General features: G+C 67.2%; 22 protein-coding genes and 1 pseudogene. 11 read left to right on the top strand and 12 right to left on the bottom strand.

The genetic code is table 11. From position 1 onward, the window contains the following. Window positions 1-59 precede the first annotated feature (59 nt). The gene (locus ACQCVD_RS08825) at window positions 60-1,544 is read left to right on the top strand and encodes an ATP-binding protein (RefSeq protein WP_426823368.1); all 1,485 of its coding nucleotides are present in this window, start codon (window positions 60-62) and stop codon (window positions 1,542-1,544) included. Window positions 1,545-1,602: 58 nt separating this feature from the next. Here the strand turns inward: ACQCVD_RS08825 and ACQCVD_RS08820 are convergent, their stop codons facing one another. Continuing rightward, window positions 1,603-3,003 carry an aldehyde dehydrogenase family protein gene (locus ACQCVD_RS08820; protein WP_426823367.1) on the bottom strand — a complete coding sequence of 467 codons (1,401 nt, stop codon included), beginning with the start codon at window positions 3,001-3,003 and terminating at the stop codon, window positions 1,603-1,605. Window positions 3,004-3,231: 228 nt separating this feature from the next. Between ACQCVD_RS08820 and ACQCVD_RS08815 the strand changes: the two genes are divergently transcribed. Next, the gene (locus ACQCVD_RS08815; protein ID WP_426823366.1) at window positions 3,232-4,167 is read left to right on the top strand and encodes a helix-turn-helix domain-containing protein; all 936 of its coding nucleotides are present in this window, start codon (window positions 3,232-3,234) and stop codon (window positions 4,165-4,167) included. A 471-nt stretch (window positions 4,168-4,638) separates the two neighbouring features. On the opposite strand, the pseudogene ACQCVD_RS08810 reads toward ACQCVD_RS08815, so the two are convergent. Both ACQCVD_RS08810 and ACQCVD_RS08805 read right to left on the bottom strand, forming a co-directional pair. Then, window positions 4,639-5,955 (bottom strand): annotated as a pseudogene (locus ACQCVD_RS08810) (flavin monoamine oxidase family protein); the annotation flags it as partial. A 39-nt stretch (window positions 5,956-5,994) separates the two neighbouring features. Next, on the bottom strand, window positions 5,995-7,491 hold the full coding sequence (locus ACQCVD_RS08805) for an APC family permease (protein ID WP_426823365.1): 1,497 nt from the start codon (window positions 7,489-7,491) through the stop codon (window positions 5,995-5,997). Window positions 7,492-8,020: 529 nt separating this feature from the next. Here ACQCVD_RS08805 and ACQCVD_RS08800 point away from each other — a divergent pair. Further along, complete coding sequence (locus tag ACQCVD_RS08800) at window positions 8,021-8,833, top strand: Fpg/Nei family DNA glycosylase (protein WP_426823364.1); 813 nt, start codon at window positions 8,021-8,023, stop codon at window positions 8,831-8,833. 30 nt (window positions 8,834-8,863) lie between these two features. Here the strand turns inward: ACQCVD_RS08800 and ACQCVD_RS08795 are convergent, their stop codons facing one another. Both ACQCVD_RS08795 and ACQCVD_RS08790 read right to left on the bottom strand, forming a co-directional pair. Further along, the gene (locus tag ACQCVD_RS08795; RefSeq protein WP_426823363.1) at window positions 8,864-9,421 is read right to left on the bottom strand and encodes an NADPH-dependent FMN reductase; all 558 of its coding nucleotides are present in this window, start codon (window positions 9,419-9,421) and stop codon (window positions 8,864-8,866) included. 98 nt (window positions 9,422-9,519) lie between these two features. Further along, entirely contained in the window at window positions 9,520-10,068 is a 549-nt protein-coding gene (locus ACQCVD_RS08790; RefSeq protein WP_426823362.1) for a VanZ family protein, read from the bottom strand. Between the two features lie 32 nt (window positions 10,069-10,100). Here ACQCVD_RS08790 and ACQCVD_RS08785 point away from each other — a divergent pair, with 32 nt between their 5' ends. Continuing rightward, window positions 10,101-11,855 carry a bifunctional ADP-dependent NAD(P)H-hydrate dehydratase/NAD(P)H-hydrate epimerase gene (locus tag ACQCVD_RS08785; RefSeq protein WP_426823361.1) on the top strand — a complete coding sequence of 585 codons (1,755 nt, stop codon included), beginning with the start codon at window positions 10,101-10,103 and terminating at the stop codon, window positions 11,853-11,855. On the opposite strand, the gene ACQCVD_RS08780 is transcribed toward ACQCVD_RS08785, so the two are convergent. From ACQCVD_RS08780 to ACQCVD_RS08770, 3 genes are read right to left on the bottom strand one after another with little or no spacing between them, the layout of a single operon-like run. After that, window positions 11,836-12,831, bottom strand: a complete 996-nt coding sequence (locus ACQCVD_RS08780; protein WP_426823360.1) for a DNA glycosylase AlkZ-like family protein — start codon at window positions 12,829-12,831, stop codon at window positions 11,836-11,838. The genes ACQCVD_RS08785 and ACQCVD_RS08780 overlap by 20 nt on opposite strands. A 42-nt stretch (window positions 12,832-12,873) precedes the next feature. Next, window positions 12,874-13,590 (bottom strand): ABC transporter ATP-binding protein, encoded by a 717-nt coding sequence (locus ACQCVD_RS08775; RefSeq protein WP_426823359.1) that lies wholly within the window; start codon window positions 13,588-13,590, stop codon window positions 12,874-12,876. Next, window positions 13,591-14,667 (bottom strand): ABC transporter permease, encoded by a 1,077-nt coding sequence (locus ACQCVD_RS08770; protein WP_426823358.1) that lies wholly within the window; start codon window positions 14,665-14,667, stop codon window positions 13,591-13,593. Between the two features lie 150 nt (window positions 14,668-14,817). Here ACQCVD_RS08770 and ACQCVD_RS08765 point away from each other — a divergent pair, with 150 nt between their 5' ends. The 6 genes from ACQCVD_RS08765 (at window position 14,818) to ACQCVD_RS08740 (ending at window position 20,123) form a co-directional block, all read left to right on the top strand. Next, window positions 14,818-16,101, top strand: a complete 1,284-nt coding sequence (locus ACQCVD_RS08765) for a sensor histidine kinase (protein WP_426823357.1) — start codon at window positions 14,818-14,820, stop codon at window positions 16,099-16,101. Continuing rightward, window positions 16,101-16,706 (top strand): response regulator, encoded by a 606-nt coding sequence (locus tag ACQCVD_RS08760; protein WP_426823356.1) that lies wholly within the window; start codon window positions 16,101-16,103, stop codon window positions 16,704-16,706. The genes ACQCVD_RS08765 and ACQCVD_RS08760 overlap by 1 nt, the downstream gene beginning before the upstream one ends. 85 nt (window positions 16,707-16,791) lie before the next feature. Then, on the top strand, window positions 16,792-17,787 hold the full coding sequence (locus ACQCVD_RS08755) for an NAD(P)-binding domain-containing protein (protein WP_426823355.1): 996 nt from the start codon (window positions 16,792-16,794) through the stop codon (window positions 17,785-17,787). Between the two features lie 106 nt (window positions 17,788-17,893). Beyond that, on the top strand, window positions 17,894-18,514 hold the full coding sequence (locus tag ACQCVD_RS08750) for an SRPBCC family protein (RefSeq protein ID WP_426823354.1): 621 nt from the start codon (window positions 17,894-17,896) through the stop codon (window positions 18,512-18,514). Between the two features lie 86 nt (window positions 18,515-18,600). After that, on the top strand, window positions 18,601-19,659 hold the full coding sequence (locus ACQCVD_RS08745) for a tellurite resistance/C4-dicarboxylate transporter family protein (RefSeq protein WP_426823353.1): 1,059 nt from the start codon (window positions 18,601-18,603) through the stop codon (window positions 19,657-19,659). 20 nt (window positions 19,660-19,679) lie between these two features. Further along, window positions 19,680-20,123, top strand: coding sequence for a methyltransferase family protein (locus ACQCVD_RS08740; RefSeq protein WP_426823352.1), 444 nt, complete (start codon window positions 19,680-19,682; stop codon window positions 20,121-20,123). Here the strand turns inward: ACQCVD_RS08740 and ACQCVD_RS08735 are convergent. From ACQCVD_RS08735 to ACQCVD_RS08725, 3 genes are all read right to left on the bottom strand, one after another. Further along, a complete protein-coding gene (locus tag ACQCVD_RS08735; protein ID WP_426823351.1) occupies window positions 20,117-20,938 on the bottom strand; it encodes an SDR family NAD(P)-dependent oxidoreductase in 822 nt (273 codons plus the stop codon). The two genes, ACQCVD_RS08740 and ACQCVD_RS08735, sit on opposite strands and share 7 nt — an antisense overlap. A 27-nt stretch (window positions 20,939-20,965) precedes the next feature. Then, on the bottom strand, window positions 20,966-21,889 hold the full coding sequence (locus ACQCVD_RS08730) for an NADP-dependent oxidoreductase (protein WP_426823350.1): 924 nt from the start codon (window positions 21,887-21,889) through the stop codon (window positions 20,966-20,968). A 66-nt stretch (window positions 21,890-21,955) separates the two neighbouring features. Further along, complete coding sequence (locus ACQCVD_RS08725) at window positions 21,956-22,306, bottom strand: cupin (RefSeq protein WP_426823349.1); 351 nt, start codon at window positions 22,304-22,306, stop codon at window positions 21,956-21,958. 324 nt (window positions 22,307-22,630) lie between these two features. On the opposite strand from ACQCVD_RS08725, the gene ACQCVD_RS08720 reads away from it, so the two are divergent. Next, a complete protein-coding gene (locus ACQCVD_RS08720; protein WP_426823412.1) occupies window positions 22,631-23,755 on the top strand; it encodes an MFS transporter in 1,125 nt (374 codons plus the stop codon). 17 nt (window positions 23,756-23,772) lie between these two features. Here the strand turns inward: ACQCVD_RS08720 and ACQCVD_RS08715 are convergent, their stop codons facing one another. Then, window positions 23,773-25,284 (bottom strand): gluconokinase, encoded by a 1,512-nt coding sequence (locus tag ACQCVD_RS08715; protein WP_426823348.1) that lies wholly within the window; start codon window positions 25,282-25,284, stop codon window positions 23,773-23,775. Window positions 25,285-25,331 lie beyond the last annotated feature (47 nt).

Raw genomic sequence — 25,331 nt, 5'->3', positions numbered from 1 at the left:
TTGACAGCGGATTTTTCCCGATCCCACCGGCAGGGAAAAGGATCTTAGGATCTAAAGGCATGATCCCCACGCCTGAAGAACGTCTGACCCTGGCACAGCATTCACGCGTCGGTGTCCTTCTCCACGAGAAAGACACTCTGCGAGTGCTCTGGGCGAATGAGCGCGCCTGTGAAATGTTCAAGTACAACGTCGATGAGTTGCGTTCACTCAAGGCCCATCACATGAGTTCCCAGGAACGTCCCTACCGTCGGGAGAACGGAGTGGCCTGGCTCCACTCGGCGGCGCTCTACGGATCCAGCCGGAAGCGGTGGAAGTACCAGGACGCCGAAGGCCGGGACTTTCTCACCGAGGCAGTGGCGACGATCGTCCCCCTCCGGAGTGAGGAAGTCATCATGGTTGAGATGCGCCTGGTCAGTGAGGGGGATGAGCCCATCGAGTCCACGGAATGGGTCGCCACCTCCCTGGAACGGATAATGTCCCACACGGCAGCCGGCGTGCTGGTGCTGGACATAAACAACCAGGTGGAGCGCGCCTCCCCCTATGCCGCGGGCCTCTTCAATTTCACCGCTGACGGCATCATCGGCCAGAATCTTTCCGACCTCGGCGCCACGGATCCCGGTATCAGCGAGGATGAGCTCCGTGCCCCGATCACCCATCCGCAGGGGCGGGTGAACTTCCGGATGAAGGTGAGCGTGGGAAACCAGGACCTGCGCTGGTTGGCCTGCTACCTGGAGAACGTGGAGATTGAGGAGAGCACCTACCGGGTACTGACGGTCCGGGACATCACTGACCGGGTGGAGGCGGAGAAGCGGGAGGAGGCACAGCGCAGCCAGCTGCAGTATCTGAGCCGCTACAACGCCATGGGAGACATGGCAATGGTCATGGCGCATGACCTGGGCCAGCCACTGGCGGCCTCGCTCAACTTCCTCAGCGGCCTGAAGGCCCGGATCAGCACTCCTCCGTTTGATCCGGAAAAGCTCAACTACGGCATCGAGATGGTGGAGAAGCAGCTCAAACGGGCGTCAGAGATTGTGGCCTCCGCCAAACGCTATGTCCGCCGCATCGAGAGCACGACCGCCGAATTCAGTCTTCCCGCCACCGTGGAGGAGTCCCTGTACTTCGTGCGCCTGCGCGCCGAGGAGGAGGGAGTGGCGGTCAACGCCGATCTGGGGGCGAAACCACTGACCATGACGGGCGAGAGTGTGCTCATCGGACAGGTGATCATCAACCTGTGCATGAACGCCATCGACGAGATCAGACGCCCGGAAACCGCGGTGAAGCAACTGGACATCAAGCTCACCGAGTACGGCGGGATGGCCTCCATAGCCGTCTCCGACCAGGGCCGAGGCATGCAGACGGTGCCCGCTGACCAGCTGGCCGCTGGAGCGTTCAGCACCAAGAAGGACGGTTCCGGGATCGGCCTGATCCTCTCCGAGCACATCGCGCAGCGTCACGGCGGAACCATCCTGTTCACCCCGAATCAGCCGCAGGGGACCACCGCCACACTCTCCCTGCCGTTGCACGTGTCGGCGAAGGACGCCTGAAGTCTCCGGGCGCCGATTCGTGTCCGCCTCTGCCGGAAGCAGGGGCGGATCCGGCGTATCAGCCGTTGTAGACCTTGGGTACTGCCACGGACTTCAGCCCCTCCGCACCGAACTCCAGACCGTAGCCGGACTGTTTGATACCTCCGAAGGGGATGCGTGGGTCAGGTACCGCGTGGCTGTTGATCCACACGGTGCCGGCCTTGACCCGCTTGGCTACCTCCAGTGCCCGGTCTCGGTCCGCTGACCACACCGAGGCGCCGAGCCCGACATCCAACCCATTGGCCCAGGCCACCGCCTGGTCCAGGTCGCTGTAGCGGATAATGGGCAAGGCCGGGCCGAACTGCTCCTCCACCACAAGCGGGTTATCCGGCGCGATATCGGCGACGATGGTCGCCGGGTAGAAGTTGCCCGGCCCCTCAGCGGGATCACCACCGACCAGAATTCGTGCGCCACCTTCTCGGGCGGCATCAACGAGCCTGGTCACGATGTCGTACTGCTGCCGATTCTGCAGGGGGCCAAGGACATTGTTCTCGTCCAGCCCCGGCCCCATTGGAACGTCGCGGGCGATAGCGGCCAGTGCCTCTGCGACCTCGTCATGGATATTGTCTGCCACATAGATGCGTTTGATAGCGGCACACGTCTGTCCGGTGTTGATGAAGGCCCCCCAAAACAAATCCTCCGCAATGACCTCAGGATCACAGTCATCGAGCACGATGGCGGCGTCATTACCACCCAGCTCCAGGGTCAGCCGCTTCAGATTCGCCGCACCTGCGGCTGCGATGGCCTTCCCGGTGCGGGTCGAACCAGTGAACATGACCTTTGCGATGTCCTCGTGCTCACTGATCCGGGCACCGACCTCCCGACCGCCGGAAACGACCTGGAGCACTCCTTCCGGGAGGACGCTGTTGAGAATCTCACCCAGCGCCAGCACGCTCAGCGGAGAGTATTCCGAGGGCTTGACCACCACGGTGTTACCCATACGCAAGGAAGGGGCGATCTGCCAGATGGTGATCATCAATGGCCAGTTCCAGGGGCCGATGGCCCCCACCACCCCGACCGCTTCATAGGCCAGGGTGGCATAGGCTTGCCCATCGTCAACCAGGACCTCGCCCGGGGTGTCAAATTCAGCGGTGGCACGCAACCAGGCGCTGCTCTGCGCCACCTCCAGGCGGGCGTTGGGCCCGTTGAGCGGCTTACCGGTTTCACGGCTGAGCAGGTGCGCCAGGGTTTCCGCCTGTTCGTCGATCGCATCCGCGGCAGCCTTGAGCAGCCGGGAACGCTCACCATGTCCCGCTGCCTCCCAGGCCGGCTGCACCGCCGTGGCCACGGCCACCGCTGCATCCAGATCAGCCACGGTGTGCTCGGGGGCATGGCCGATGAGGTCCCCGGTGGCGGGATCGTGTATCGCTCGGCCGGAGGCCATGGTGAGGGCGCTGGTTTCCAGAAGCGGCTGGTTCATGACAGGGAGCTCCATATGGGTGAGGTGGTCAGTGAGGTTTCCCGGTTCTTCCACCGGCATCACGACATTGTCGAGACGCTGTTTGGGTGCCGGGTGAGACCATCCTGACACCCGTAAGGAGTAAGGAATTGCTTTAGCGTGCGCCCAAGTTGTTCCACAGTGTGTGGTGCGTCACCTATGGTGAATACAATCCTCACCCAGTAATTCCCGTGTCAACAGGAGTTCCCCATGGAATCCGGGCAGCAGTACAACTTCACCGAGTGGCGCCGGATGGTTGCCGGCAGCTTCAGTAATGTCCGGGCGACCTGCCCGGCACCAAACTTCCGCGGCACAGCACTACGGCAGCAGGTCGGGGAGGTGGAATTGTTTGACATGCGTTCCGACGCCCATACCGTCATTCATGCCAAGAACACCCTCTCTGACCCCCGGGCCGCCAAGTGCAAATTGAGTCTCCAGATCAAGGGAACAGCCACCCTGCTGCAGGATGGTCGTTCCTGCGAAATGCGTCCAGGCGACTTGGCCCTCTATACCGTTGAGCGGCCGTACAGCCTGGTGTTCCGGGATCCCCAGCACAGCCTGGTGGTCTACTTCCCCCGCGCCTTTCTCCATCTGCGTGATGACCAGCTCGACCAAGTCACTGCTGTCCCCGTGTCACGCCATGAGGGCCTGGGCAAGGTGGCGGTCCCGTTGTTCGAGCAGTTGGCCGCCAATCTGGATGAGCTTCATGGACAACACGCGAAATCCCTGATGCAGACTTCCTTTGATCTGCTGGTGACCGTGCTCGCCGATCACATCCAGAAGCTCGGTGAGGAAGCCGCCGAGGCTTCCCTGCTCTTCCGGCAGGCAAGTGGCTACATAGACGATCATCTCGCCGACCCAGACCTCTCCCCGGGAACCATCGCCGAGGCCCTCTATGTTTCTGTCCGCAGCCTGCACACCCATTTCTCCGCGATGGGAACCACAGTCGCCACTTATATCCGTACCTGCAGGCTAGCCGCAATCCATGCCGATCTCGCCAATCCCACGTTGAAAGACACGCCGGTTCATGTGATCAGCGCCCGTTACGGGCTTCTCGATGCCTCGCACGTCTCCAAAGCTTTTCGAGCCGAGTACGGGGAATCTCCGCGCTCCTTCCGGAGTCGGATCACCTCAGGAAATGGCTGAGATAACCGCAACCACATCTCCAGAATCACCTGCCACGGAGCTGTCACAGGTGTATTCGGTTCATCTTGGTTGAACGGACACGGCCGCGGTAGACAGTGTTTTCATGAGGGTGGCGGGCCGTTGAAACCGCTGCCCCGCGGGACGAATCACACCCACGTCACCGGCCCGGCATCAAGGAGTACCAGGCCCAGGTTCGGGTTCTGCAGCATCGACGGTCCCATGCCAATCGCATCCGCAGCTCCCCGCCGGTCGGCGGTCTTGCGGCAGTGGCACGACGTCGCTCAAGGAGCACCGCCGAAAAGCAGTGGGATGTCATTGTGGAAGCTGGCCGTGCACGCCGGTGGCACCCCTTGCTGAACCAGCTCCCGGGAACCGCGGCAAACTCCGATTCTGCTTGTTCAGAGCCACTGCCATTACGTTCCCTGGGCCCGAACTGCCCGTCTCACAATCCCCAGCCCAGGACAGTACTGACTAGACGAGATCCCGGATCAGCTGCCGGGCGGTGCTCAGGCCCATCTCGATGGCACCGTCCACGCACACCCCACGCCAGCCGTTCGCCCAATCTGCGCCAGCGAAGCGCATTCGGGTACCTGTCTCGCGGAAGTGGTGCCAGCCATCGGTAAACTGCCCCTTCTTCAGGGTGGCCCACGCTTGGCCACTCCATCGGTCCGCTACCCAGTCATGGCCCGTGCAGTCCACCACCTCGAGATCATCGCGCCACTGGTTGATGATCTGTTGGCCGCAGGCAGGATTCCCGAAATCAAACTTCTGGTGATAAGCACCGAAACCGACAATGATGGTGTTTCCGTCCTCCGTGAACACCTCCGACTTAAGTACGTTGACCACGGCCGGCTGCGGTGCCATTGCCGTGAAGCTATGGTGCCCCTTGACCTTGATCCAGATCTTGCCTCCGGTGGAGTTCCACTTCTGATCGATCACCCGGCGCATACCGGGAGGCAAGGGCGGATCACACTCGATAGCGTCCAATGCCCCGACCGGCACCGTGACAACAACCCCGTCCGCCCGCAGTTTCTCGCCGTCCGCGAGGGTGACCTCGGCGGAGCTCTCACCATGGGCGATGGCGGTGACCGGTGTGTGCAACCGGATCGGGCAACGCAGATCCGCAGCGATATTCTCATAGATGCCACGCATACCTTTCACCAGCTTGTACTGCAGCGTCTGGGCGTCCACCGCCTCCAACCGATGGTCACAGAGGGCCGCCCACTGCTTTGCCATCAGGGCGGATCCCTGGTGTGGATCGCCGATATAGCCCCCGGACCAGTACGCCTCACAAAGGTCGATCTCCTCCTGTGAGAAATCTCCGCCGATCAGCTCCTCCAGTGGAGAACGCTGGTCGGTTGCCAGGAAATCCTCCCGCAGTGCGGGATCGTTGAGCGCCGAAAGTGGCTCATAGGGGTTGGGGAAGAATGTTCGGGAGCCGTCATAGATCTTTTCCATGGCGCGTGCCCGGCGGCCGTCCATCTCCTCTTCGGTGCCGCGGAATAGTCGGCCATCGGCCAGCCAGAAGGCCTGCTCCGGGGCTGGGCTCTCGTGGATTTTTTGCCCGTAGCGGGTGATCTCCGCCCATACGTGCGGCTGGTGCCAGTGCACCCAGGTCGCTCCCATCTCCAGTTGCGCCCCCAGCCGGTTGTCGGTCCATGCTCGGCCACCGATGCGGTCACGGGCTTCGAGGACCTCGACCTCGATCCCTGCGCTCTGCAGCTCCCGGGCCGCGATCAGTCCGGCGAATCCGGCACCGATGACGATGACTTTCTTGCTCATGAACTGCTCCTTAAAATTGTGTGGTCGGTTATGCGTAAAGCATGGCTAGGGGGCGGTCAAGGTGGCGGATGCCGAAGCTGAGTCAGCCCCGGTGGCCTCAGCTTCCACCGGCGGTTCATCATCAGGGATGGTGTGGATGTCGGTGTGCCGGTCGAATCGGAGGGACCACAACGCGCCGAGCACGCCCGAGCCGATGATGATTCCCGGCATAATGAAGACCATTGCCCGCGGCGACTCCTCCCCGATCATGAGATCGAAGTTGATGAGGATGAGCACGGCCACGGAGATCAAGGCAATGGTCGCCAGTGCCGGGGCGATGACGCGCGTGAAGACGCCAAAACCATGATGGTTTCCTCTGAACCACACCAGCACCGCAACCGAGGTCACGGCCATCAGGAAAACCAGGCCGAAAGCCGCTGCGGTGGAGAACCACGTGAACAGGGTGATCACCGGGTACAGCTCTCCCAGCGAGGAGTTGATGCCGGTCAACGCGAACAGAATCACCACCCCGAGCCCAACCGTTGACTGGGCGACCGATCCGGCCACCGGGGACCCGTTTCCACCGGTTCTTCCCAGTACCTGCGGCAACACCCGGGAACGCCCGAGCGCGAAGAAGTAGCGGGCTGAGGCGTTGTGAAACGCCACCAGTGCCGCAAAGATGCTGGTGACAAAGAGCAGGTGAGCCACATCAGAGAGGAGCGGTGAAAACTCCGCCAGCCACACGAAGACCAGATCAGGACCATAAGTCCTGGCTTCGTCGATGATCGCGGAGGGGCCCACCCCCATGGTGAGCGCCCACGTCGACAGCCCGTAGAAGAGGGCGATGATCGCTACCGCGATATAGGTGGCCCGGGCAACGGTCCGCTTGGGATCCTTCGTCTCCTCCGAATAGATCGCCCCTGATTCAAACCCCATGAAAGCCGCGATGGAGAAGGCCAGCAGAACGCCCACTCCCGAGCTCATGAAGTCCCCGTACCGTAGCGAGACCACGCTCACCCCCTCCGGGGCATGAGTCAACGCAATACCCATGACGATGGCCACCACCAGGAACTCAAGGGCCACCAGCACACCGAGAATCTTGGCGGAGAAGTCAACGTTCCTGACCCCCAGCAACGCCACCAGCAACCAGCCGACGGCCCCGACCAACCACCAGGGCAGTTGAACGGAAGTCCAGGTGGCGATCGCTGCAGAAAGAGAGAAACCAAACAGACCATAAAGGCTGGCCTGCAGCATGTTGTAGGTGACCAGGGCCAGCAACGCCGCGGCGATTCCCTGCCGCGGCCCCAGACCCTGGGAAATATAGGCGTAGAAGGCACCTGCGTTATGAATCCGGGAACTCATCGCCGAATAGCCGATGGCGAAGAGAATAAGGACGACACCAAGCACCAGATAGCTCAGCGGCAGACCCAACAGGCCAGACACCGCCAAATTCGTGGGTGCTCCACCCGCCAGCACCGTCAACGGCGCCGAAGCCGCGATGATCATGAACACAAGCGCAGTGGTGCCCAACTGCCCTCGTTTCAATGTTGTTCGGTCACTCATGGAAGTCTCCGATTAGGTCGTTGGGGAGGTGAACCATGCATGAGTATGATCCAGAACACAGTCAGATAGTTTGTCTGGAGCGCAACAGAATTGGCCCAAGATGCCAGCCTTCGCCATAAGCCCTGTATTCGGGCTGTCCCATGCCCGGGTGGAGACACTGGTGCCAGGCCGAACCCGTGCCCCAGGTCTCGGCGGCTCTCATCCCCGCCACCATTGACCTCGTTCGCCCGCCGTTGGGGTTCCGCTTCCGAAATCCTTTGCCGTTCGCTGACTTCACCGGTGCTATTCCCGACGGTGCAGGACAACGTCACCTCACGGTGGAACCACCCTGTTCACCCTGAATCAGTCGCCGGAGACCACCGCCACGCCCTCCCTGCCGTTGCACGTGTCAGCTCCGGAGGACATCCGGAGCCTCCGAGAGCTGATTCGCGGCCGGCAAAAGGTCCTGGCTTTCACTCCGCGCGCACAAAACCCCACCGTCCCCGGGCACCCGCCAGAACCGTCCCGGCCGCTCGCTAAGCTGGCAGACATGCCTGAAGGTCATGTCATTCACCATCTCGCCGGCAAGATGAACTCCTTCTATGCCGGGAAAACACTGCGGGTGACCTCTCCCCAGGGCAGGTTCGCCGCCGAGGCCGCCCGCCTCGACGGACATGCCCTCAGTCACGCGGAGGCCTTCGGCAAGCACCTGTTCGTGGAGTTCGACGCCGACGATCCCGCCCACATCATCTACATCCATTTAGGACTCATCGGCACCCTGCAGTTCGAGCCGGAGACCACCCCGCGCGGCCAGGTGCGGCTGCGCCTGAGTGACGGCGAACTCGCCGCGGATCTCCGCGGCCCGCAGTGGTGCCGGTTGATCACCGAGGACGAGCGCGACGCGGCCGTCGCCAAGCTGGGTGCGGATCCCATCCGCAGCGATTCCGACCCGGCGCCGATCTGGCAGAAGGTGAAGCGGTCCACCCGCAGCATCGGTTCGCTGCTGATGGACCAGAAACTCTTCGCCGGAGTGGGCAATATCTACCGGGCGGAAACGTTGTTCCGGCTGGGCATCTCACCGTTTCGGGCGGGAAGGAAACTGCAGCGAAATGAGTTCGACTCGATCTGGGCGGACCTGGTGGGCCTGATGGCCGAGGGCGTGGCGGCCGCGCGGATCGACACCGTCCGGCCGGAGCACACCCCGGAGGCGATGGGGAGGGAACCGCGTCAGGACGACCACGGCGGTGAGGTCTACACCTACCGCCGTACCGGCCAGCCCTGCTTCATCTGTGGCACCCCGATCGCCGAGCAGGTCATGGAGGGCCGCAACCTGTTCTGGTGCCCGGAGTGCCAGGCGAAGTAACGCTTGTCGACGCCGCGGGGAACCCCGCTCCTATTCCCGCACGGTCTTGAGCGCCTCGGCCCACCTGGTGACCTGGTCGAAGACATCGGTCAGTGCCTTGGTGGAACCGTCCGTGGGGCGGAACTCGGACATGTCCTCGAACTCGTTCGCGAAGGAGAGGAAGACCTGGGCGCGGACGTCAGCCATCTGCAGCTCCGCCGCGATCAACCGCCAGGCCTCGACAGCACGGGTACCGCCGGCGCTGCCGTAACTGACGAACCCGATGGCCTTGTTGTTCCACTCGGCGTAGACGTAGTCCACCGCATTCTTGAGCGCGGCAGGCACGGAGTGGTTGTACTCGGGGGTGACGAAGATGAAGCCGTCATAGGAGGCGATCTTTTCCGCCCAGGCCTTGGTGTGGTCATTGGCGTACTGGCCCATGGCCGGTGGCAGGGGTTCGTCGAGCAGCGGCAGGTTCTGGTCGGCGACGTCCACCAGCTCGAAGGTGGCGCCGGGGTGATGCTGGGCATTCTCGTGCACCCACTCAGCCACCTGGGGAGCCAGGCGATTGGGGCGGGTGCTGCCGACGATGATGGCGATACGGGTCATGGCGATCTCCTGTGCGTCGTGGGATTTGTGCAGGTACAACACCCACGCTAGCCACAAACGCCGCCCAATGTGAGACACAGCTCATAGCCAGCGGATGTTCAGCCCGTCGGCGCCACTTTCGACGGGTCCCCGAGACTCGGCCCCAGCATCACCAGCACGACGAACACCACCACCGCCAAACCGCTGAGCACGGTCAACAGGGTGTGCCAGCGCTTCCCGCCGAGCCCCGCCAGCCAGGCACCCACCAGTCCGCCGAGGGTGTTGAACACCAGGTCGTCAATGTCGGTGCGGCCAAGGGAGAAGGCGAACTGCGTCAGCTCGATCACCAGGCTGAACAGTGCCGCCAGGCCCGCCACCTTGAGCACCCGGTGCCGCACCTTCCCCAGCAGGATCGCGGCGAGCATACCAAGAGGCGCAAAGAACGCGATGTTGCCGAGGGTGTCGAAGACCGGGGAGAACCAGGTCTCCGAGGTGAACCAGTTCTCCAGCGGAATCAGCTCCAGGGAGCGCACCCGCTGGTTCTCCGGCTTCCACAGCAGGCCGATGGTGAAGAAGGACTTCAGCGTGGTCAGTGCCAGCACCACCAGAGCGAAGGCGAACAACGTGACAGCGACCCAGGGACGGGAGGGCCCGCCAGTTTCTCTCATGCCCGAAACCATATCCCGGTAGCGTGGGCGCCATGAGCTTCGTCCCCAACTTTGTGTTCACCGTCGACCAGGTTCGCCGTGGCGAGCAGGTGCTGCTCGAGCAACAGTCGGAGCAGGACCAACTGATGAAGGAAGCCGCCCGCGCGGTCGCCGCCGCCGCAGAGGTGATGCTGGCGGTCCCGCGACCGCAGCACCGGACTGGTGGCCGGGTGCTGCTGCTCGTCGGTTCCGGCGGCAACGGCGGTGACGCCCTCTACGCCGGGGTCCTGCTGTGCGCGGCGGGGTGGGGCGTCGACGCCGTGTTGCTCGGCCGGGAGGGCAAAGTTCACGAGGCTGCCCTGGACGTGTTTCGGGAGGCCGGGGGCCGGGTACTCGACGACATCCCTGAGGTCGGGGAACGCACACAGGATTACCATCTGCTCATTGACGGCATCCTCGGCATCGGCGGCCATGGCGGGCTCTCCCCGGAGGTCGCGCGCACACTGAATGGCGAGTTCTACCCCCGTGTCCCGATTCTGGCCATCGACGTCCCCTCCGGCATCAACGCCGACACCGGAGCCCTACCGGAGAAGGTGGAGGTGCCGGCTCGCCAGCCCAGCCAGGAAGACTCCCCCCTCAAGATCGAGCGGGTCCCCGCACATGTGCAGGCCGATGTCACGGTCACCTTCGGTGGGCTGCGGCCAGCGCATGCGGTGGCCACGGACTGCGGGGAGGTGGTCGTGGGGGATCTGGGGCTGAAGACGGAAGAGGGCGCCTTGAACCTGGGGCAATCCCTCTTCAACATCTTCGCCAAGGACTTCAGCGAGGGCGGTTCCGAAATTCAGGCCGAGCGCGCCTGGCCGGACCAGCACCCACGCTTCGACTGGTCCGCGTCAAAGCAGGTGGAGCTACGTACCGTCCGGCCCGGCATCTACGGGCTACGAACCGAGCCCGGCGCGGACTCAGACAAGTACAGCGGGGGAGTGGTGGGCGTCTGCGCCGGCTCCGATGCCTACCGCGGCGCCGCCGTGTTGTGCACCGCAGGCGCGGTGCGGGCCACCAGTTCCATGGTGCGCTACATCGGCAGCGGCTGGGAGGAGGTCGTCCGCGCCCTGCCCGAGGTGATCGCGCACGCCGATGTCGAAAGCGCCGGCCGGGTGCAGTCCTGGGTGGTCGGCCCGGGCCGCGGCACCGATGACGCCGCATACGAGGAGCTGGCCTGGTTGCTGGACCGCGCGGAGGCGCTGCTCATCGACGCCGATGCCATCACTTTGCTCTCTGCGCACGCGAACCTGCGGGAGAAACTGCGGAACCGGACGGTCCCGACGCTGCTGACCCCGCACGCCGGCGAGTTCCGCCGGCTGGCCGATGCTTTGGAGGAGGAGATCCCGGACCCGGACGAGGACCGGATCGGGGCCGCACGTGCCATGGCCCGGACACTGGGCTGCGGCGTGCTCCTGAAGGGGCGCCGCACGGTGATCGCCTACGGCGTTCGCGTCCGAGTGATCGACGCCGGTTCCTCCTGGGGTGCCACGGCCGGTTCCGGAGACGTGCTCTCCGGTATCGCGGGAGCGCTCATGGCCGAATGGGAGGCGCACATGGAGTGGATGAAGGACCGGTACCCGGAGTGGGAACGGTCACTGCTGCCGGACCAGTACCAGGACGTGGAAACCGCGGTGCGGATCCACTCGGTAGCCGCCGCCCTGGCCGCCCAAACCCCGGACGGGCCCGCGCCCACCTCGGCGTCGAAGATCGCAGCGGCCGTTCCCCAGGCCAATGCCCGGCTGGCTACGTGGCCCGGCCAGTGATCGCCCCGCTCGAGACGTGGAACGGCCAGCTCAGGCCGTTCTTGCTGAGCACTTCCGGCGCGATCTCCGGGGCCACGATCTCGGCGCGGGTGCCGTAGCCGAGGAGGTATTCGTCGAAGGCCGGCAGGATGTAGTCCCGTTCCAGCGCGGCCTGTAGTTCTTCGCCGGTGACCTGCTCCTGCCAGGCCCCCATCACGAAGGTCTCGCCAGCGAGCTCAATCTCTGTGACGTCCCGGGACAGCTGCCGGGCGCGTTTCGCCTCGGTCTGACTCAGCCCGGACCACCACGCCAGGTCCTTCACCCGCGCCGGGCCGTGGGCGTGGAAGTAGCGGCTGCCCAGTTCCGCGAGTGCCTCGTCACCGCTGAGCTCGCGCTGGAGCACCGGCAGGTGATTGACGTGCAGGAAGGTCTCCTCCGTGCCCAGTTTCGGCCCCTGGACCACATCCCCTTCTCCGCCGAAGGCGCGCAACAGGTGCGAACCCCGTCCGTCGGCCGGATCGACGCCGGCGGCGGCGAACACCGCATAGGCTCCCCGCCGGGTCAACGGTTCGTCGGCGGGCTCCAGGAGTTTCCCGTGAAACGCCTCCCGGGCGGCAGCGAAGGCGTCCGGGCCAATGCCCAGTTGCGGACGGCGCTGCTCCTGAGCGCGCGCCACCCGCGGATTGCACAACCGCATCATCCACCGCGCGTCCTCGGCCGCCATGAAGTGCAGCGTGCCGCGCTGCGGCCAGGTACGGATGAGCTCGCGGGTGTCGACGGCCGCGAGCACCGCCGCCACGTCCACCCCGGCGCGCACCGCGAGAGCGGCGATGCCGGCCTGGTAGTTCTGACCCTGCAGGGCCAGCAGGTGCCGGGCGACGTCGAGTGGAGTGCGCAGCTGCGCACGCGCACCGGTGGGGGCCAGCCCTTGGGCGATGAGCCGTCGGGCACGCAGCTCGAGGTGATCAGGATGGGTGGGTTCCGCGGAAGTACTCATGGCTGGGGTTTCCTGATTCGTCGTCAGCGTTGTCCGCCGACTCTACTGGCGCTCAGGCCCCTCCAGCACCCGACCGTCCCGGATCTCCACCACCTGATCCATCACGTGCAGCAGGCCGCGGTCGTGGGTGACCATGACGGTGGCGAAGCCGAGATCATCGGTGAGAGAGCGCAGCAGCTCCACGATCTCGTGGGAGAGCTGGTGGTCGAGCGCGGAGGTGGGTTCATCGGCCAGCAGCAGCTCGGGGGAGCCCATGAGGGCCCGGGCGATGTTGACGCGCTGGCGCTGGCCGCCGGACATCTGGTGCATGCGGCGCTCGCCGAACCCGCCCAGGCCGACCCGGTCCAGCAGATCATCGGCGCGCCGGGCGCGGTTGCGCAGTTCCTTGCCGCGGACTCCGCGGATGTGATCGGTCAGCAGCAGCTGGTCGCGGGCGTTCAGGGAGGCCACAAGGTTGGGTTGCTGGAAGATGAAGCCGATGTGTTCGCGGCGGATCCGTGCCCGTTCGGTGTCGTCGGTACCGTCGACCCGTTCGCCTGCCACGGTGACATCACCGGAGTCCGGGGCGATCAGGGCGGCGGCGACGGAGAGCAGGGTGGATTTGCCGGAGCCGGATTCGCCGATGATGGCGGTCATCTCGCGTGCGCGGGCGCTCAGTGAGACTCCGTCCAGGGCGGTGACGGTGGTGGTGCCGTCCGGGTAGACCACCCGGGCGTCGGAAATGGTCAGGTGGGTCTTCAGTGCGGTTGCGGTGGACATTTAAGCGTTACCTCCGAGTGCGATCATGGGGTCTACCTGGGATACCTTGCGGGTGGCGAAGAAGGCGCCGAGCATGCCGAGCAACCAGATTCCGATGGCGGGGCCAGCGACGTTGAGGACGCTGAGCTCGAAGGGCACCGCCTGGCCCGCCAGGGTGCCGAGTCCCCAGCCGAGCAGGGCGCCGAGGGTGGTGCCGAGGGCGAGGATGACGGCGGACTGGCCGAGGGCGTCGCGGAGCAGGTAGCGCCCGGAGGCGCCGAGGGCCCGCAGGATGGACAGGTCGCGGGTGCGCTGGATGGTCCAGACGGTGAGGAAGGAGACGGTGACCAGGGCGGAGATGGCGTAGAGGAAGCCCTGCATGGTCACCAGGGAACCCTGTTCCGAGCTGTAGGCCGGCAGGCCAGCGAACGCCCCGCTGGTGTCCGTGGCCGTCGTATCAGTGGCGGCCGCCGCGGTGGCCCAGGCCTCCTTGTCCAGGGAGCCGTCCACCAGGAGCGCGGTGCCGACGACGCGATCGCCCACGTGCGCCACCTCAGTCCAGGTGCCGGTGTCCGTCCAGACGACGGGGCTGTGGGAGTAGTACTCGTCGGCGGTGGTGCCGGTGACTTCCACCTCTTGGCCGCCGAGGGTGACGGTGTCACCGGTGGCGATGTTCTGCTCCTCCGCGACGGATTCCGAGAGCACGAGGCCCTCGCCGAGGGTGCCGCCGCCGGGGAGCTCGGCGCCCGCCGGCATGCCGAGGACGGCGACGGAGGAGGCGCCGGTGGCCTCCAGCCGGGTCTGGGTGGCGCCGAGTGGCACGACTGTGTCAATGCCATCGAGGTCCCGCCACTGCTCGACGAGGCCGGTGGTGATCTGGCTATCCGTGAAGGAGACCTCCGCCTCCTCGCCCGGGGTGGTGGCGGCGAAGACGAAGCGGTCCGGGTCGAGGGCTTCGAGCGCTGAGGTGTTCTGCTGGCCGAGGCCACCGGTCAGACCGGTGAGCATGACCAGCAGGAGGGTGATCAGACCCACGACCGCGCCGATGAGGGAGAACCTCCCCTTGGCGTGGACGAGGTCGCGGAGACCGAGAAACATGATGCGGTGCCTTCCTTGGGAACTGGGGGTACTGAACTGCTCTCCAGTGTGTTCCCCCAGGTCAGGAGAAACATCGGGGAAGGCGTTGAATCCACGGTCAACCGTCCGGTTGATTCGGGTCAACCACTTGCCCGACTAGCCTGTGGGGCTGTGAGCCCCACTGCACCCGTCTCCGGTCCCGCCCTGCCCGAGGGCACGGCCCGTCCCCTGCTGCGGCTGCTGTTGCTGCTGCGGGTGGCCCTCCACGTGATCTTCGCGTTCCTGCTGGGTTTCGGGCTGCTGCGTTTTCTCCTGCAGGATCCGGAGCGCGCACACCGGACCCCGGTCCTGCCGCTGGTGTGCGCCCTGGCGCTCGTCTACCTGGCGGGCACGGTCTGGGAGGACCGCTACGCCCGGGGCCGGACCCGGGCGGACCCGGCGCGTGGGGCGTGGTGGTGGCTGGGCGCGGTCACCCTGCTCTGGATCGGGCTGGTGGCCCACACCCAGGACTTCGTGTGGCTGCTCTTCCCGCTCATCTTCCTCTTCCTCCACCTGCTGCCCCGGGTCGTCGGCCCGGTCGCGGTGCTCGCGTTGTGGGCGGTGGCCGCCTTCGTGCCCGCCTGGCTGCACCCGGAGTCGTGGGGGGTCGCTGCGGCGGTGGGGCCGGCCATCGGGGCGGTCTTCGCGGTGGCGACCTACTACACCTACCGGGCGCTGCACGCCGAGGTGCAGCATCACCGCCGGATCGCGGCACAACTGCGCGCCACCCGGCAGGAACTGGCCGTGAGTGAGCACCAGGCCGGCCGGCTGGAGGAGCGCGAACGGCTCTCCCGCGAGATCCACGACACCGTCGCCCAGGGGTTGTCCTCCATCGTGCTGGTCTCCCGGGCCGCGGACCAGAGTCTGCGCCGCGGGGACACGGCGGGCGCCGCGCGCCAACTGGCGACGATCCGGGAAGCGGCCGTCGACAACCTCGCCGAGGCCCGCCGCTTCGTCCGGGACCTCGCCGCCCCCGCCCTGGAGACCGACCTGCCGGCCGCGCTGCGGGAGGTGATCCGTCGGGTGGACACCCGTCAGGATTCTCTCGGACAACCGCTGGCGATCTCCCTGCAGCTGGCCGGGGACGTGCACCGTGATCTGCCGGAGCCCATCAGCACCGCAGTGGTACGGGTGTGCCAGGAGGCGTTGGCCAACGTGGTCAAGCACGCCGCCGCCGACGCGGCCGTGGTCACGCTGGCGGTGTGGGATCTGGAGCTCACCCTCGACGTCTTCGATGACGGCCGCGGTTTCGACCCGGACCACACGCCACCGGACAGCTACGGGCTGCGCGGCCTGTCCCGACGCCTCGACTCTCTCGGCGGTACTCTCACGGTGGAGTCCGAACCCGGGGAGGGCACCGTGCTGGCGGTCCAGATCCCGTTGACCTCGGCCCGTCCGACACCGAAGGAGGCCTGATGATCCGCGTCATGCTCATCGACGATCACCCCGTGGTCCGCGCGGGGCTACGCACGATCCTGGACAGTTTCGACGACATCACCGTCGTGGCTGAGGGAGCGGACGGGCAGGCCGCCCTGGACCACGGGGAGGACGTGGACGTGATGGTCATGGACATCCAGATGCCCGGCATGGACGGCATCACCGCCACCCGGCGGCTGGTGGCGGCTGCGGGGCCACCGGTGCTGATCCTGACCACCTATGACACGGAGGCCGACATCGTGGCCGCCATCGAGGCCGGGGCACTGGGCTACCTGCTCAAGGACGCTCCCGAGCAGACGCTGCACGACGCCGTGACCGCCACCGCCGCGGGCAGGCGCACGCTGTCCCCGGAGGTCGCCGCCGCCCTCATGGAACGGGTGGGGAAACCGCAGCAGGCCCTGTCTGCGCGGGAGATCGAGATCCTCCAGGCGTTGGCCACCGGGGCGGCGAACCGGGAACTGGCGAAATCCCTGTTCATCTCGGAGGCGACCGTGAAGACCCACCTGGTGCACATCTACCAGAAGCTGGGGGTGGAAAACCGCACCGCGGCGATCACCGTAGCGCGGGAACGGCGCCTGATCTGACTGGCGATCCCGGGACGGGAGCTTGTCTTTTCGCCGGATGGCGATATTCTTGATGCATCAACTACATTGACGGGGAGGACAGCTGATGGTTGCGGACACAGCACACACCGACCATGAGGCCATCATCATCGGCGGTGGGCAGGCCGGCCTGGCCACCGCGTACTATCTGCGCCGGGCGGGCGTCGACTTCCTGATCCTGGACAACCAGCTGGCGCCGGGCGGGGCCTGGCAGCAGTACTGGCCCACCCTGACACTGTTTTCCACGGCGGGCTTCTCCAATCTCCCGGGCATGATGATGCCCACCTACGGCCAGGACGAGTATCCGCCGGCAGACCATGTGGTAGACTACTTCACCCGTTATGAACAGCGCTATGACTTCCCTGTCGAGCGGCCGGTCCAGGTGGAATCGGTGAGCTGGGAGGACGGGGTATACACCGTAAGTTCCGCGGAGCGCTCCTGGACCGCCCCGAATGTGGTCTCGGCGACGGGCATCTGGTCCGCACCCCACACCCCGTCCTATCCGGGGGCTCTCACGGGGACCTTCTGGCACGCCGCGAACTACCCCGGCCCGGCGACCTTCCGGGGAACGAAGGTGGCCGTGGTGGGCGGCGGAAATTCCGGCGCCCAGATCGCCGCCGAGCTCAGCGAAGTAGCCGAGGTCATCTGGTACACCCGTGATACTCCGAAGTGGATGCCCGAGGACATCGACGGCCGGGACCTGTTCCACCGGGCCCGCCAGCGGGCCCGGAACATCCAACGTGGGGGAGAAGACCCCGGGACCGGCGAGCTCGGCGAGATCGTCATGGTGCCACAGGTCCGCCGGGCCCGTGACGAGGGCCGGCTGGTACCGACCCCGATGTTCGACAGCGTCGACGAGGTGGACGCTGACCACCTCATCTGGTGCACCGGCTTCGATCCGGCCCTCGGGCACCTGAGCGCGGTGCTCGACGGCCGGGAGCCGAAGCAGCCGGGCCTGTACCTGGTCGGTTACGGCGACTGGACCGGCCCCGGTTCCGCCACCATCCTCGGCGTGGGACCGTACGCGAAGGCCACCGCGACCGAGATCGCGCAGTCCCGCTAGCTCCACCTGGCCACCAGTGGGCAGGGCGGCGGTCTATCCTGGCGCAATCGCCTCCCACCCTGACGTGCCCTGCGTCCGTGGGGGAGAGGCCGGAAAAGGAGCCGCCATGGCACACCGCCACGTCAGGCCGCGGCCTGGCGAATCCGCGCCCTTCCACTTCGAGACGGTCTGGCGGACCGCCGCGGACCGCGACCGGGTCTGGAAGGTGCTCTCCGACATCGACGCCTGGCCCACCTGGTGGCCCGGCATGAGTGCCGCGCGGATCCTCCGCGATGGCGAGCGGGCCCGGCTGCTGGTCCGCAGCCCACTGGGCCGGCACCTGCGCATCCTCGTCGACCTGGACCGGGCTGAGGCCCCCGAGCACGCCGAACTCTCGGTCTCCGGGGACCTCCGCGGCGGTGGCACCCTGGAAAACCGGGAGCAGAATGGGTGGACGTACACGAAGATCACCTGGTGCGTGGTCACCCGGCACCGGCTGCCCGGCGCCCTGCGCCCGGTGGCCGCCTGGTCGCACGACGCCGTGATGGCGGCCGGGCAACGCGGGCTGCGGCGTGTCTGCGGGCAGCCGGGGCGCGACCGGCCCGGCAGTCGCGCCGTCGCCACCGGGATCGGGGCGGCGTCACTCCTCTCCCTCGGCGCGCTGCTGGGGTGGCGGTGCTGGGCCACTCGTCGATCCGGCAGGACCGGGGGACCGCGTGAGCGCCCCGCTCCTGACCCAGCCGGGTAGCGTGGATGTGTCATGCCCAGCGGTGATGCCACGGGCAACCGTGTGACGGTGGGCGGACCTCACCGGCAGAGATTGAAGGAGGAGCTATGAGCACCCGGCTGCGCGAGATGGTGATGACGCTTCCCCCCGGGGCCTTCGCCTTCGTGATGGCCACCGGCATCGTGGCGGTCGGGCTCGAGAACCTCGGGCTGAGCGCCGCCTCCCTGGTGCTGCTGATCCTGACTGCGCTGGGCTATGTCGTCCTGGTACTCATGGCGGCTACCCGGATCCTCCGGTGGCGGCACCTGGTGGCCGGGGATCTGCGGAATTCCGGACGGTCCTTCGGGTTCTTCACCTTCGTCGCGGGCACGGACGTCCTCGGGGTGGCGCTGGTCGAACACGGCGCCCACCAACCCGCACTGGTGCTGCTGCTCATCGGACTGGTGGCCGGCCTCGGGCTGGGCTACGTGGTGCCCTGGTTGGCGGTCCTGGGTGGCAGCCCGCCGCCGTTGCGGCAGGTCGACGGCACCTGGTTCATCTGGGTGGTGGCGGCGCAGTCCGTGGCCATCCTCGCCGCCATGCTCGCCCCGCTCTACCCGGACTGGACGCAGGCGTTGGCCACCGCCGCGGTGATGGGCTGGTCCGCCGGCACCGCACTGTACCTGGCGGTGGCGGCGCTGGTGCTGGTGCGGCTGACCACCCTGCCGGTGGGGCCCGCGGACATGAACCAGTCCTACTGGGTCACCATGGGGGCGATGGCCGTGACGATCGTCGGCGGCTCCCTGATCGTGGAGCTCGATCCTGCCAGCTCGCCGATGGTGGCGGCCTCCCAACAGCTCATCGCGGGCATCAGCGTGATCATGTGGTGCTTCGCCACCGCGTTGATCCCGGTGCTGCTGGCCGTCGGCGTGTGGCGCCACCTGGTCCACAAGATTCCGCTGCACTACAAAGCCGCGCAGTGGAGCGTGGTCTTCCCGCTCGGCATGTACGCGGTGGCCGGCATGCAGCTCGGCCGGGCGGACACCCTGCCACTGGTGGAGCAGATCGGCCGCGGCTGGGTCTGGGTCGGCGTGCTGGCCTGGGTGCTGACCTTCGCCACGATGCTCCCCGTGGTCGCCCGCCCGCACCGCCCCGCGGGGCTGCCGGCCCTTCCCTCCGCGGGATAGTTCCGGGTAGCGTGACCACCATGCGGATTCCACCCCCGGTGTGGGCCGGTGCGGCCGGCCTGGCTCAGCTGCTGCTCGCCCGCGGATCCCGAGCCACCCGGGCGTCGACAAGCACAGCTGTGCTACTCGGCGCGGGCGCGGCCGGGCTGGGACTGGGTGCGGTGGGCCAGTTCCGTGCCCGCGGCACCACGGTCGACCCGGTGGAGCTGGATCGCTCGGCGGCGCTGGTGACCGGCGGTGTCTTCGCGCTGACCCGTAACCCGATGTACCTGGCCGTGACGGGGCTGCTGCTCGCGCACGCCGCCCACCGCCGTTCCCTCGCGGCGCTGCTGCCGGTGGCCGGCTTCGTGCTGGTGATTGACCGCTGCCAGATCCCCGCGGAGGAGACCGCGCTGGCCCGTATCTTCGGCGCGGAGTACGGGGCTTACCGGCGCCGCGTCCCGCGCTGGGCACCGCTCTACTGAGAGTCGATCCCGCTCAGCTGTCCGCTGAGTTCCCACAGTCTCCGCCGGAAGTCTGGCTCATAGGCCTGGGAGAGGGCCTCGGCCTCCCGTTGCCCGTTGAAGTAGCGCCCGGTCACGCCGGCCAGTTCGGGGGACTCGATCAGCCGACGGGTGGCGGCGACCCCGGTGGCCAGCTCGTCGATGGACCGGCCCCAGCCCTCCCGCACCATGGCGGTGGGCATCAGCGTGGCCGGGTGCAGGCTGTTGACGGTGACCTCGGCGGGATCCAGCTGCTCCGCGAGGACGAACCCGGTGGTGATCATCGCCAACTTGCTCTGCGCGTAGGCCCGGGATCCGGAGTAGCCGCGGGTCAGCTGGATGTCATCCAGATCGATCTCCGTCTGCGCGGCCGAGGCCACGTTGACGATCCGGGCGGGAGCACCCCGGCGCAGCAGTGGCAGCAGCCGTCGGCTGAGGGCGAAGGGCGCAAGGTGGTTGACCGCTAGCCGCAGCTCGAGGCCGTCGGGGGACAGCTCACGGTCAGCGCCGCGCCCCTGGCCGATACCGGCGTTATTGACCAGCACGGTGAGGTGGTCGGTGAGTCCGGCTACCTGGTCGGCCAGCGCGTGGACCTGTGCCAGTTCGGACAGGTCGGCGGTGACGGTGTCGATCCGGGCGGCGGATCCGCTGAGTTCCGCGCGTAGCCCCGCCAGCTTGTCCGGGTTCCGGCCGTGCAGGATGAGGTGGCCGGGGCGCCCGCTCAGTTCTCGGGTGATCTGCTCGCCCAGGCCGGCGGTGGCGCCGGTGAGCAGAATCGTGCGGTCGTGCTCAGTCATGGAACCTCCAGGTCGGTGTGAGTGGAATCAGCGGGTGGTGTCGATGATGATCTTGCCGTTCGCCGCACCGGACCTGCTGCGGGCGAATGCCGCGGCGACCTCTCCCAGCGGATAGGTGGCGTCGATGTCCACACAGAGCCGGTCCACCGCCACCAGCTCCAGCAGCTGCCGGAGCGCGGGGCCGTCGGGACGCACCCAGAGCCACCGGCCGCCGTGCTCGGTGACCTCCGGATCGGCGATGGAGACGTGCCGGCCGCCCTCCTTCAGCAGGGCCAGCGTGGTGCCCCGGACCCCGCCGACGAAGTCCGCCACGGCGTCCACACCGTCCGGCGCCACCTCCCGGACCCGGTCCTCCAGTCCCTCCCCGTACTCCACCGGGGTCACGCCGACATCACGCAGCTTGTCGAAGTTACCGGGAGAGCACGTACCGATCACGGTGGCCCCCCGCAGCACCGCCAGCTGGGCGGCGAGATAGCCGACCCCACCCGAGGCGGCGTGCAGGAGAACCGTGTCGGACTCCGTGACCTCCAGGGCCTCGATCGCCCGCCGGGCGGTCAACCCGGCCAACGGCAGCGCCGCCGCGTCCCGGTCACCGACCCCCTCCGGGACGGCGGCCGCGAACTCGGCAGGCAGGACCACGTACTCCGCGAACGTGCCCCCGGACACCACGATCTTGCGGGCGTAGGCGGCCACCCGATCACCGACGGAGAACTCCGGCGTGTCCGGCCCGAGCTGCTCCACCACGCCAGCGACGTCCCACCCCGGGATCACCGGGAAGTGGGCGTCCATGAGGGCGTCGAGTCCGCCGGACATGACCTTCCAGTCCACCGGGTTCACCGCGGCCCGGGTCACCCGCACCAGGAGCTGCCCCGGCCCCACCGTGGGGATGGGCAGGTCCTGCAGCTCAAGAACATCGTCGTCGCCGTACCTGGAATAAGTCATTGCTCGCATGCCCGCCAGGATAGATACGGACCCGGGGTTCTTCCACGCCCTGCCCTCCCGGGGGCCCAAGGAGTGCTAATCGCGCTGTTCGGAGTGGCTTTCGGCACCGGGCACGCTGGTCACGGTGGTCAGCAGGAACACCGAGTCCTCGAGCGCCTCCACGGAATGCCGGTAGTGGGTGAGGATCTCCAGCTCACCCTCCTCGATCGTGGCGTCCTCCTGGGCGGAGACCTTCACCCGGCCCTTGAGCAGGAACACCGAGGCCGCGGGCGGGGAGTTGTGCTCGGCCAGAACCTCCCCGGCGCGCATCGCGATGACACTCTGCCGCAGCGGGCCGTCCTTGGCCAGGAGCTTGGCCTGCCGGCCGTTGTCCGCGTTGCGCGCCTGTTCCAGTAGTTGCTTGGCCTTGTCCTCGATGGTCGCCATGGTGGTGCTCCTCATTTACTCGTTGGGGCTGGACGGACGCCCGGGGGAGTCAGGGGCGCCCCGTACCCCCACCGTAGCAATGTGACCTGACACACAACCGCTCGTTGCGGGTAAAACCCCCCACGAACAGCACTTTCCATGGTGACGATCGTCCTCCGGCAGCGTAATATCCCGCGGGTCTTCATCGCCGCCGACCCCTCGAAAGGAGCCATCGCCGTGACCTCCACCGCTGTCTCTTCCACCCCTGCGTCACCCGATCCGGTGAATTCCGCGCCTGGCTCCGCCAGCGGAACCCGGGCTTTCCCCCATGTCCCGTTGACCGCCATGAGCTTCGCGGCGTTCGTCTACGTCACCTTCGAGATCTTCACCGTCGGACTCATCAGCCCGATGGCCCACGACCTGGGCGTGGCCGAGTCCCGCATCGGGCTGCTCATGACCGTCTACGCCGGGGTGGTCGCGGTGGTCACGCTGCCGGTGATGTGGTTCGCCCGGAAGCTGGACAAGCGTCCGTTGTTCCTGCTGACCCTGGCCTTCCTGCTGCTGGGCACCGTCCTCCAGGCCACCGCCGCCAGCTACGCGATGCTGGTGGCCGCGCGCGTCGCCGCCGCCCTGACCCACGGGGTGTTCTGGGCGCTGGTGGCCCCGATGGCCACCCGCCTGGCACCGGCCGGCAGTTCCGGCAAGGCGATCGGCATGGTCTCGATCGGCTCGACCATGGCGATGGTGCTCGGCTCCCCGCTGTCCACCCTGCTGGGCGAATTGTCCGGTTGGCGGGCGGCCACGTGGGTCCTCGGCGCGCTGACGGTCCTCGCCGTGGCCGTGCTGGTGCGTACCCTGCCCCCGCTGCCGCCGGTGCCCGCGACCGAGCGGGAGCTGCACCTCGGCGCCTCCCGCTGGGGCCTGCCCTCCCTGGTGGTCTACCTGCTGTTGACCTGCACCGCCGCCTTTGCCGGGTACACCTACCTCGGCCTCATCCTCAAGGAGACGGTCAACCAGTCGCTGGTACCGGTCGGGCTGGTGGCCTTCGGTCTCTTCGGCCTGGTCGGCGTGATGCTGGCGGCCCGCTTCGTCGACCACCGCATGATCCGGGCGACTCTCCTGGTCACCGGGGGAATGGTGGTGGCCGCGGTGCTCGGCGAGGGGGCCTTCCTGCTCGGTGGCGGGTCGGCGGCCGCGCTCATGTTCGGCGCCATCGCGATCTGGGGCGTGGCCTACGGCGCGCTACCCACGGTGGCCACCACCTTCTTCCTGCACGCCGGGCGCAAGAACCCCGACGCCGCCTCCTCGATCTACGTGGTCACCTTCCAGGTGGGCATCGCCAGCGGCGCCGCCGCCGGCTCCGTGGTGGTGGACGCCGGGCAGATCAGCCTGACCCTGTGGATCATGGCGGTGCTCGCCGTCCTCGGGCTCACCGTACTGCTGGGCTGGTCCCGGCCACTGCTGCGCTGAGGCGGCAGGCCATCCGCTCACACGGTGGCGGCATACAGCGCTTCAAAGCGCTCCCGCAGCTGACGGTAATACTCCGCTACCCCGTCGAGCTCCTCATAGGCCTCGCCCAACGGCAGCTGCGAGGCCGCCGTCCGTGGGGCGAGGGTCTCCATCGCGATCAGGGCGGTGCCGCGCAGGGTGGCGCGCTTCATCTCCAGTGGGGTGACCGGGGTTTCCAGGGCGTTGGCCAGGGGTTGCAGCCAGGCGGGTAGTTCGGTGGTCACGCTGCCGGAGGCCACGACCCGTTCCGGCCGGGCACCGGCCGCCTCCAGCTGCTCCCACACCCGGGCGTAGGAGAGCGCTAGCCCGTCGACGACCCCGCGCCACAGATGGGCCGGCCCGGTGGCGGCGGTGACCCCGGTCAGCGAGGCCGTGGCCTGCGCGGCCCAGCCGGTGGCCCGCTCCCCGCTGAAGAAGGGCACCACCACCGGAGTGCCCTCCGGAGCAGAGCCGGTCAGGACGTCGGCAAGGCTTTCGACGGGCGCGACCGTCTCCTCCAGCCAGCTCACCGCGCGGCCGACGTCGTTCAGCGCCCCACCGAGGATGCAGCGCGAGCGCGAGAGCCGGTAGCACCACAGACCCTGGGGGATGGTTTCGGGCACGGTGTCCAGGATGACGCGCATCGCGCCGGAGGTGGCCGCGGCCACGGCCACCGTCTTCTCGTCCACCGCGCCGGGACCGACGTTGGAGGCCCAGCCATCGGGGATGGCGTGGAACCAGGCGGCTTCCGCCAGGGCCGGCCAGTGTCTGGTCACCTTCTTCTTCATGCTGCGGCCCGGCTCGTCCGGATCCTTGAGCTCCGCGAACCACTCCGACTTCGCGCCGACCTCCCGCAGGATCTCCGCATCGAGTTCGCCGGTGTGGGCGTTGAGGATGCCGGCCCAGGCGGCGGTGGAACGTGCCAGTCCGCGCACCTTCGCCAGCCGGAAGTAGACGTATTCGCCGAGACTCATCAGCGATTCCGTCTGCTCCAGCAGCTCCGGCCGGGTCTGCTGCAGCCAGAGGATGCGGGACGGCAGGTAGGAGGTGTGCAGCCGGACTCCGGTACGGGCGTGATACTCCTGCTCGTCGATCCGCTCCCGCAGCTGCCGCACCTGCCCGTGAGAGCGGGAGTCCGCGTAGGTGAAACAGGGTGTCAACGCCCGCGGCCGGCCGTCCACGTCGCCGACCAGGACGAGGGAGGAGGCGAAGGTGTCCATGGCCACGCCGGTGACCTGTCCGCCGATACCCTCATCGGCGATGAACTGCCAGATTCCCTTGATGATGCTGCGGCACTCCTGCACCACCTGCTCGGCGTCGATGGTGCTGGTGCCGTCGGCGGCCTTGGTGAACTCATGCGGCTGCCGCTGCTTGGTGCCGGTGACCGGGCGTCCCGTGGCGTCGTAGAGCCCGCCACGGGAAGCGGTCGAACCGACGTCGAGGGCGAGCACGAACGGGGCCGTGGCCTCCTTGAGCGGCACTTCCAGGGTGGGAACGGATGCGGATGCCATGCTGGCTCCTTCGGCGGAATCGGTGCGGTGGGCTTCTCAGGCTCATG

This window comes from Corynebacterium halotolerans (assembly GCF_050107895.1).
GTDB lineage: Bacteria > Actinomycetota > Actinomycetes > Mycobacteriales > Mycobacteriaceae > Corynebacterium > Corynebacterium halotolerans_B.
The sequence above is the reverse complement of the archived record's forward strand: the minus strand, read 5'-3'. Positions and strand labels throughout refer to the sequence as shown.

What these genes read in the sequence shown, in the direction of transcription:
- ACQCVD_RS08770 (WP_426823358.1), bottom strand. Translation starts at nt 14,667, where the DNA reads ATGTTTCTCGGTCTCCGCGACCTCGTCCACGCCAAGGGGAGGTTCTCC.
- ACQCVD_RS08800 (WP_426823364.1), top strand. Translation starts at nt 8,021, where the DNA reads ATGCCTGAAGGTCATGTCATTCACCATCTCGCCGGCAAGATGAACTCC.
- ACQCVD_RS08730 (WP_426823350.1), bottom strand. Translation starts at nt 21,889, where the DNA reads ATGCGAGCAATGACTTATTCCAGGTACGGCGACGACGATGTTCTTGAG.
- ACQCVD_RS08785 (WP_426823361.1), top strand. Translation starts at nt 10,101, where the DNA reads ATGAGCTTCGTCCCCAACTTTGTGTTCACCGTCGACCAGGTTCGCCGT.
- ACQCVD_RS08775 (WP_426823359.1), bottom strand. Translation starts at nt 13,590, where the DNA reads ATGTCCACCGCAACCGCACTGAAGACCCACCTGACCATTTCCGACGCC.
- ACQCVD_RS08820 (WP_426823367.1), bottom strand. Translation starts at nt 3,003, where the DNA reads ATGAACCAGCCGCTTCTGGAAACCAGCGCCCTCACCATGGCCTCCGGC.
- ACQCVD_RS08795 (WP_426823363.1), bottom strand. Translation starts at nt 9,421, where the DNA reads ATGACCCGTATCGCCATCATCGTCGGCAGCACCCGCCCCAATCGCCTG.
- ACQCVD_RS08825 (WP_426823368.1), top strand. Translation starts at nt 60, where the DNA reads ATGATCCCCACGCCTGAAGAACGTCTGACCCTGGCACAGCATTCACGC.
- ACQCVD_RS08750 (WP_426823354.1), top strand. Translation starts at nt 17,894, where the DNA reads ATGGCACACCGCCACGTCAGGCCGCGGCCTGGCGAATCCGCGCCCTTC.
- ACQCVD_RS08715 (WP_426823348.1), bottom strand. Translation starts at nt 25,284, where the DNA reads ATGGCATCCGCATCCGTTCCCACCCTGGAAGTGCCGCTCAAGGAGGCC.
- ACQCVD_RS08790 (WP_426823362.1), bottom strand. Translation starts at nt 10,068, where the DNA reads ATGAGAGAAACTGGCGGGCCCTCCCGTCCCTGGGTCGCTGTCACGTTG.
- ACQCVD_RS08740 (WP_426823352.1), top strand. Translation starts at nt 19,680, where the DNA reads ATGCGGATTCCACCCCCGGTGTGGGCCGGTGCGGCCGGCCTGGCTCAG.
- ACQCVD_RS08760 (WP_426823356.1), top strand. Translation starts at nt 16,101, where the DNA reads ATGATCCGCGTCATGCTCATCGACGATCACCCCGTGGTCCGCGCGGGG.
- ACQCVD_RS08755 (WP_426823355.1), top strand. Translation starts at nt 16,792, where the DNA reads ATGGTTGCGGACACAGCACACACCGACCATGAGGCCATCATCATCGGC.
- ACQCVD_RS08725 (WP_426823349.1), bottom strand. Translation starts at nt 22,306, where the DNA reads ATGGCGACCATCGAGGACAAGGCCAAGCAACTACTGGAACAGGCGCGC.
- ACQCVD_RS08815 (WP_426823366.1), top strand. Translation starts at nt 3,232, where the DNA reads ATGGAATCCGGGCAGCAGTACAACTTCACCGAGTGGCGCCGGATGGTT.
- ACQCVD_RS08735 (WP_426823351.1), bottom strand. Translation starts at nt 20,938, where the DNA reads ATGACTGAGCACGACCGCACGATTCTGCTCACCGGCGCCACCGCCGGC.
- ACQCVD_RS08745 (WP_426823353.1), top strand. Translation starts at nt 18,601, where the DNA reads ATGAGCACCCGGCTGCGCGAGATGGTGATGACGCTTCCCCCCGGGGCC.
- ACQCVD_RS08805 (WP_426823365.1), bottom strand. Translation starts at nt 7,491, where the DNA reads ATGAGTGACCGAACAACATTGAAACGAGGGCAGTTGGGCACCACTGCG.
- ACQCVD_RS08780 (WP_426823360.1), bottom strand. Translation starts at nt 12,831, where the DNA reads ATGAGTACTTCCGCGGAACCCACCCATCCTGATCACCTCGAGCTGCGT.
- ACQCVD_RS08720 (WP_426823412.1), top strand. Translation starts at nt 22,631, where the DNA reads ATGAGCTTCGCGGCGTTCGTCTACGTCACCTTCGAGATCTTCACCGTC.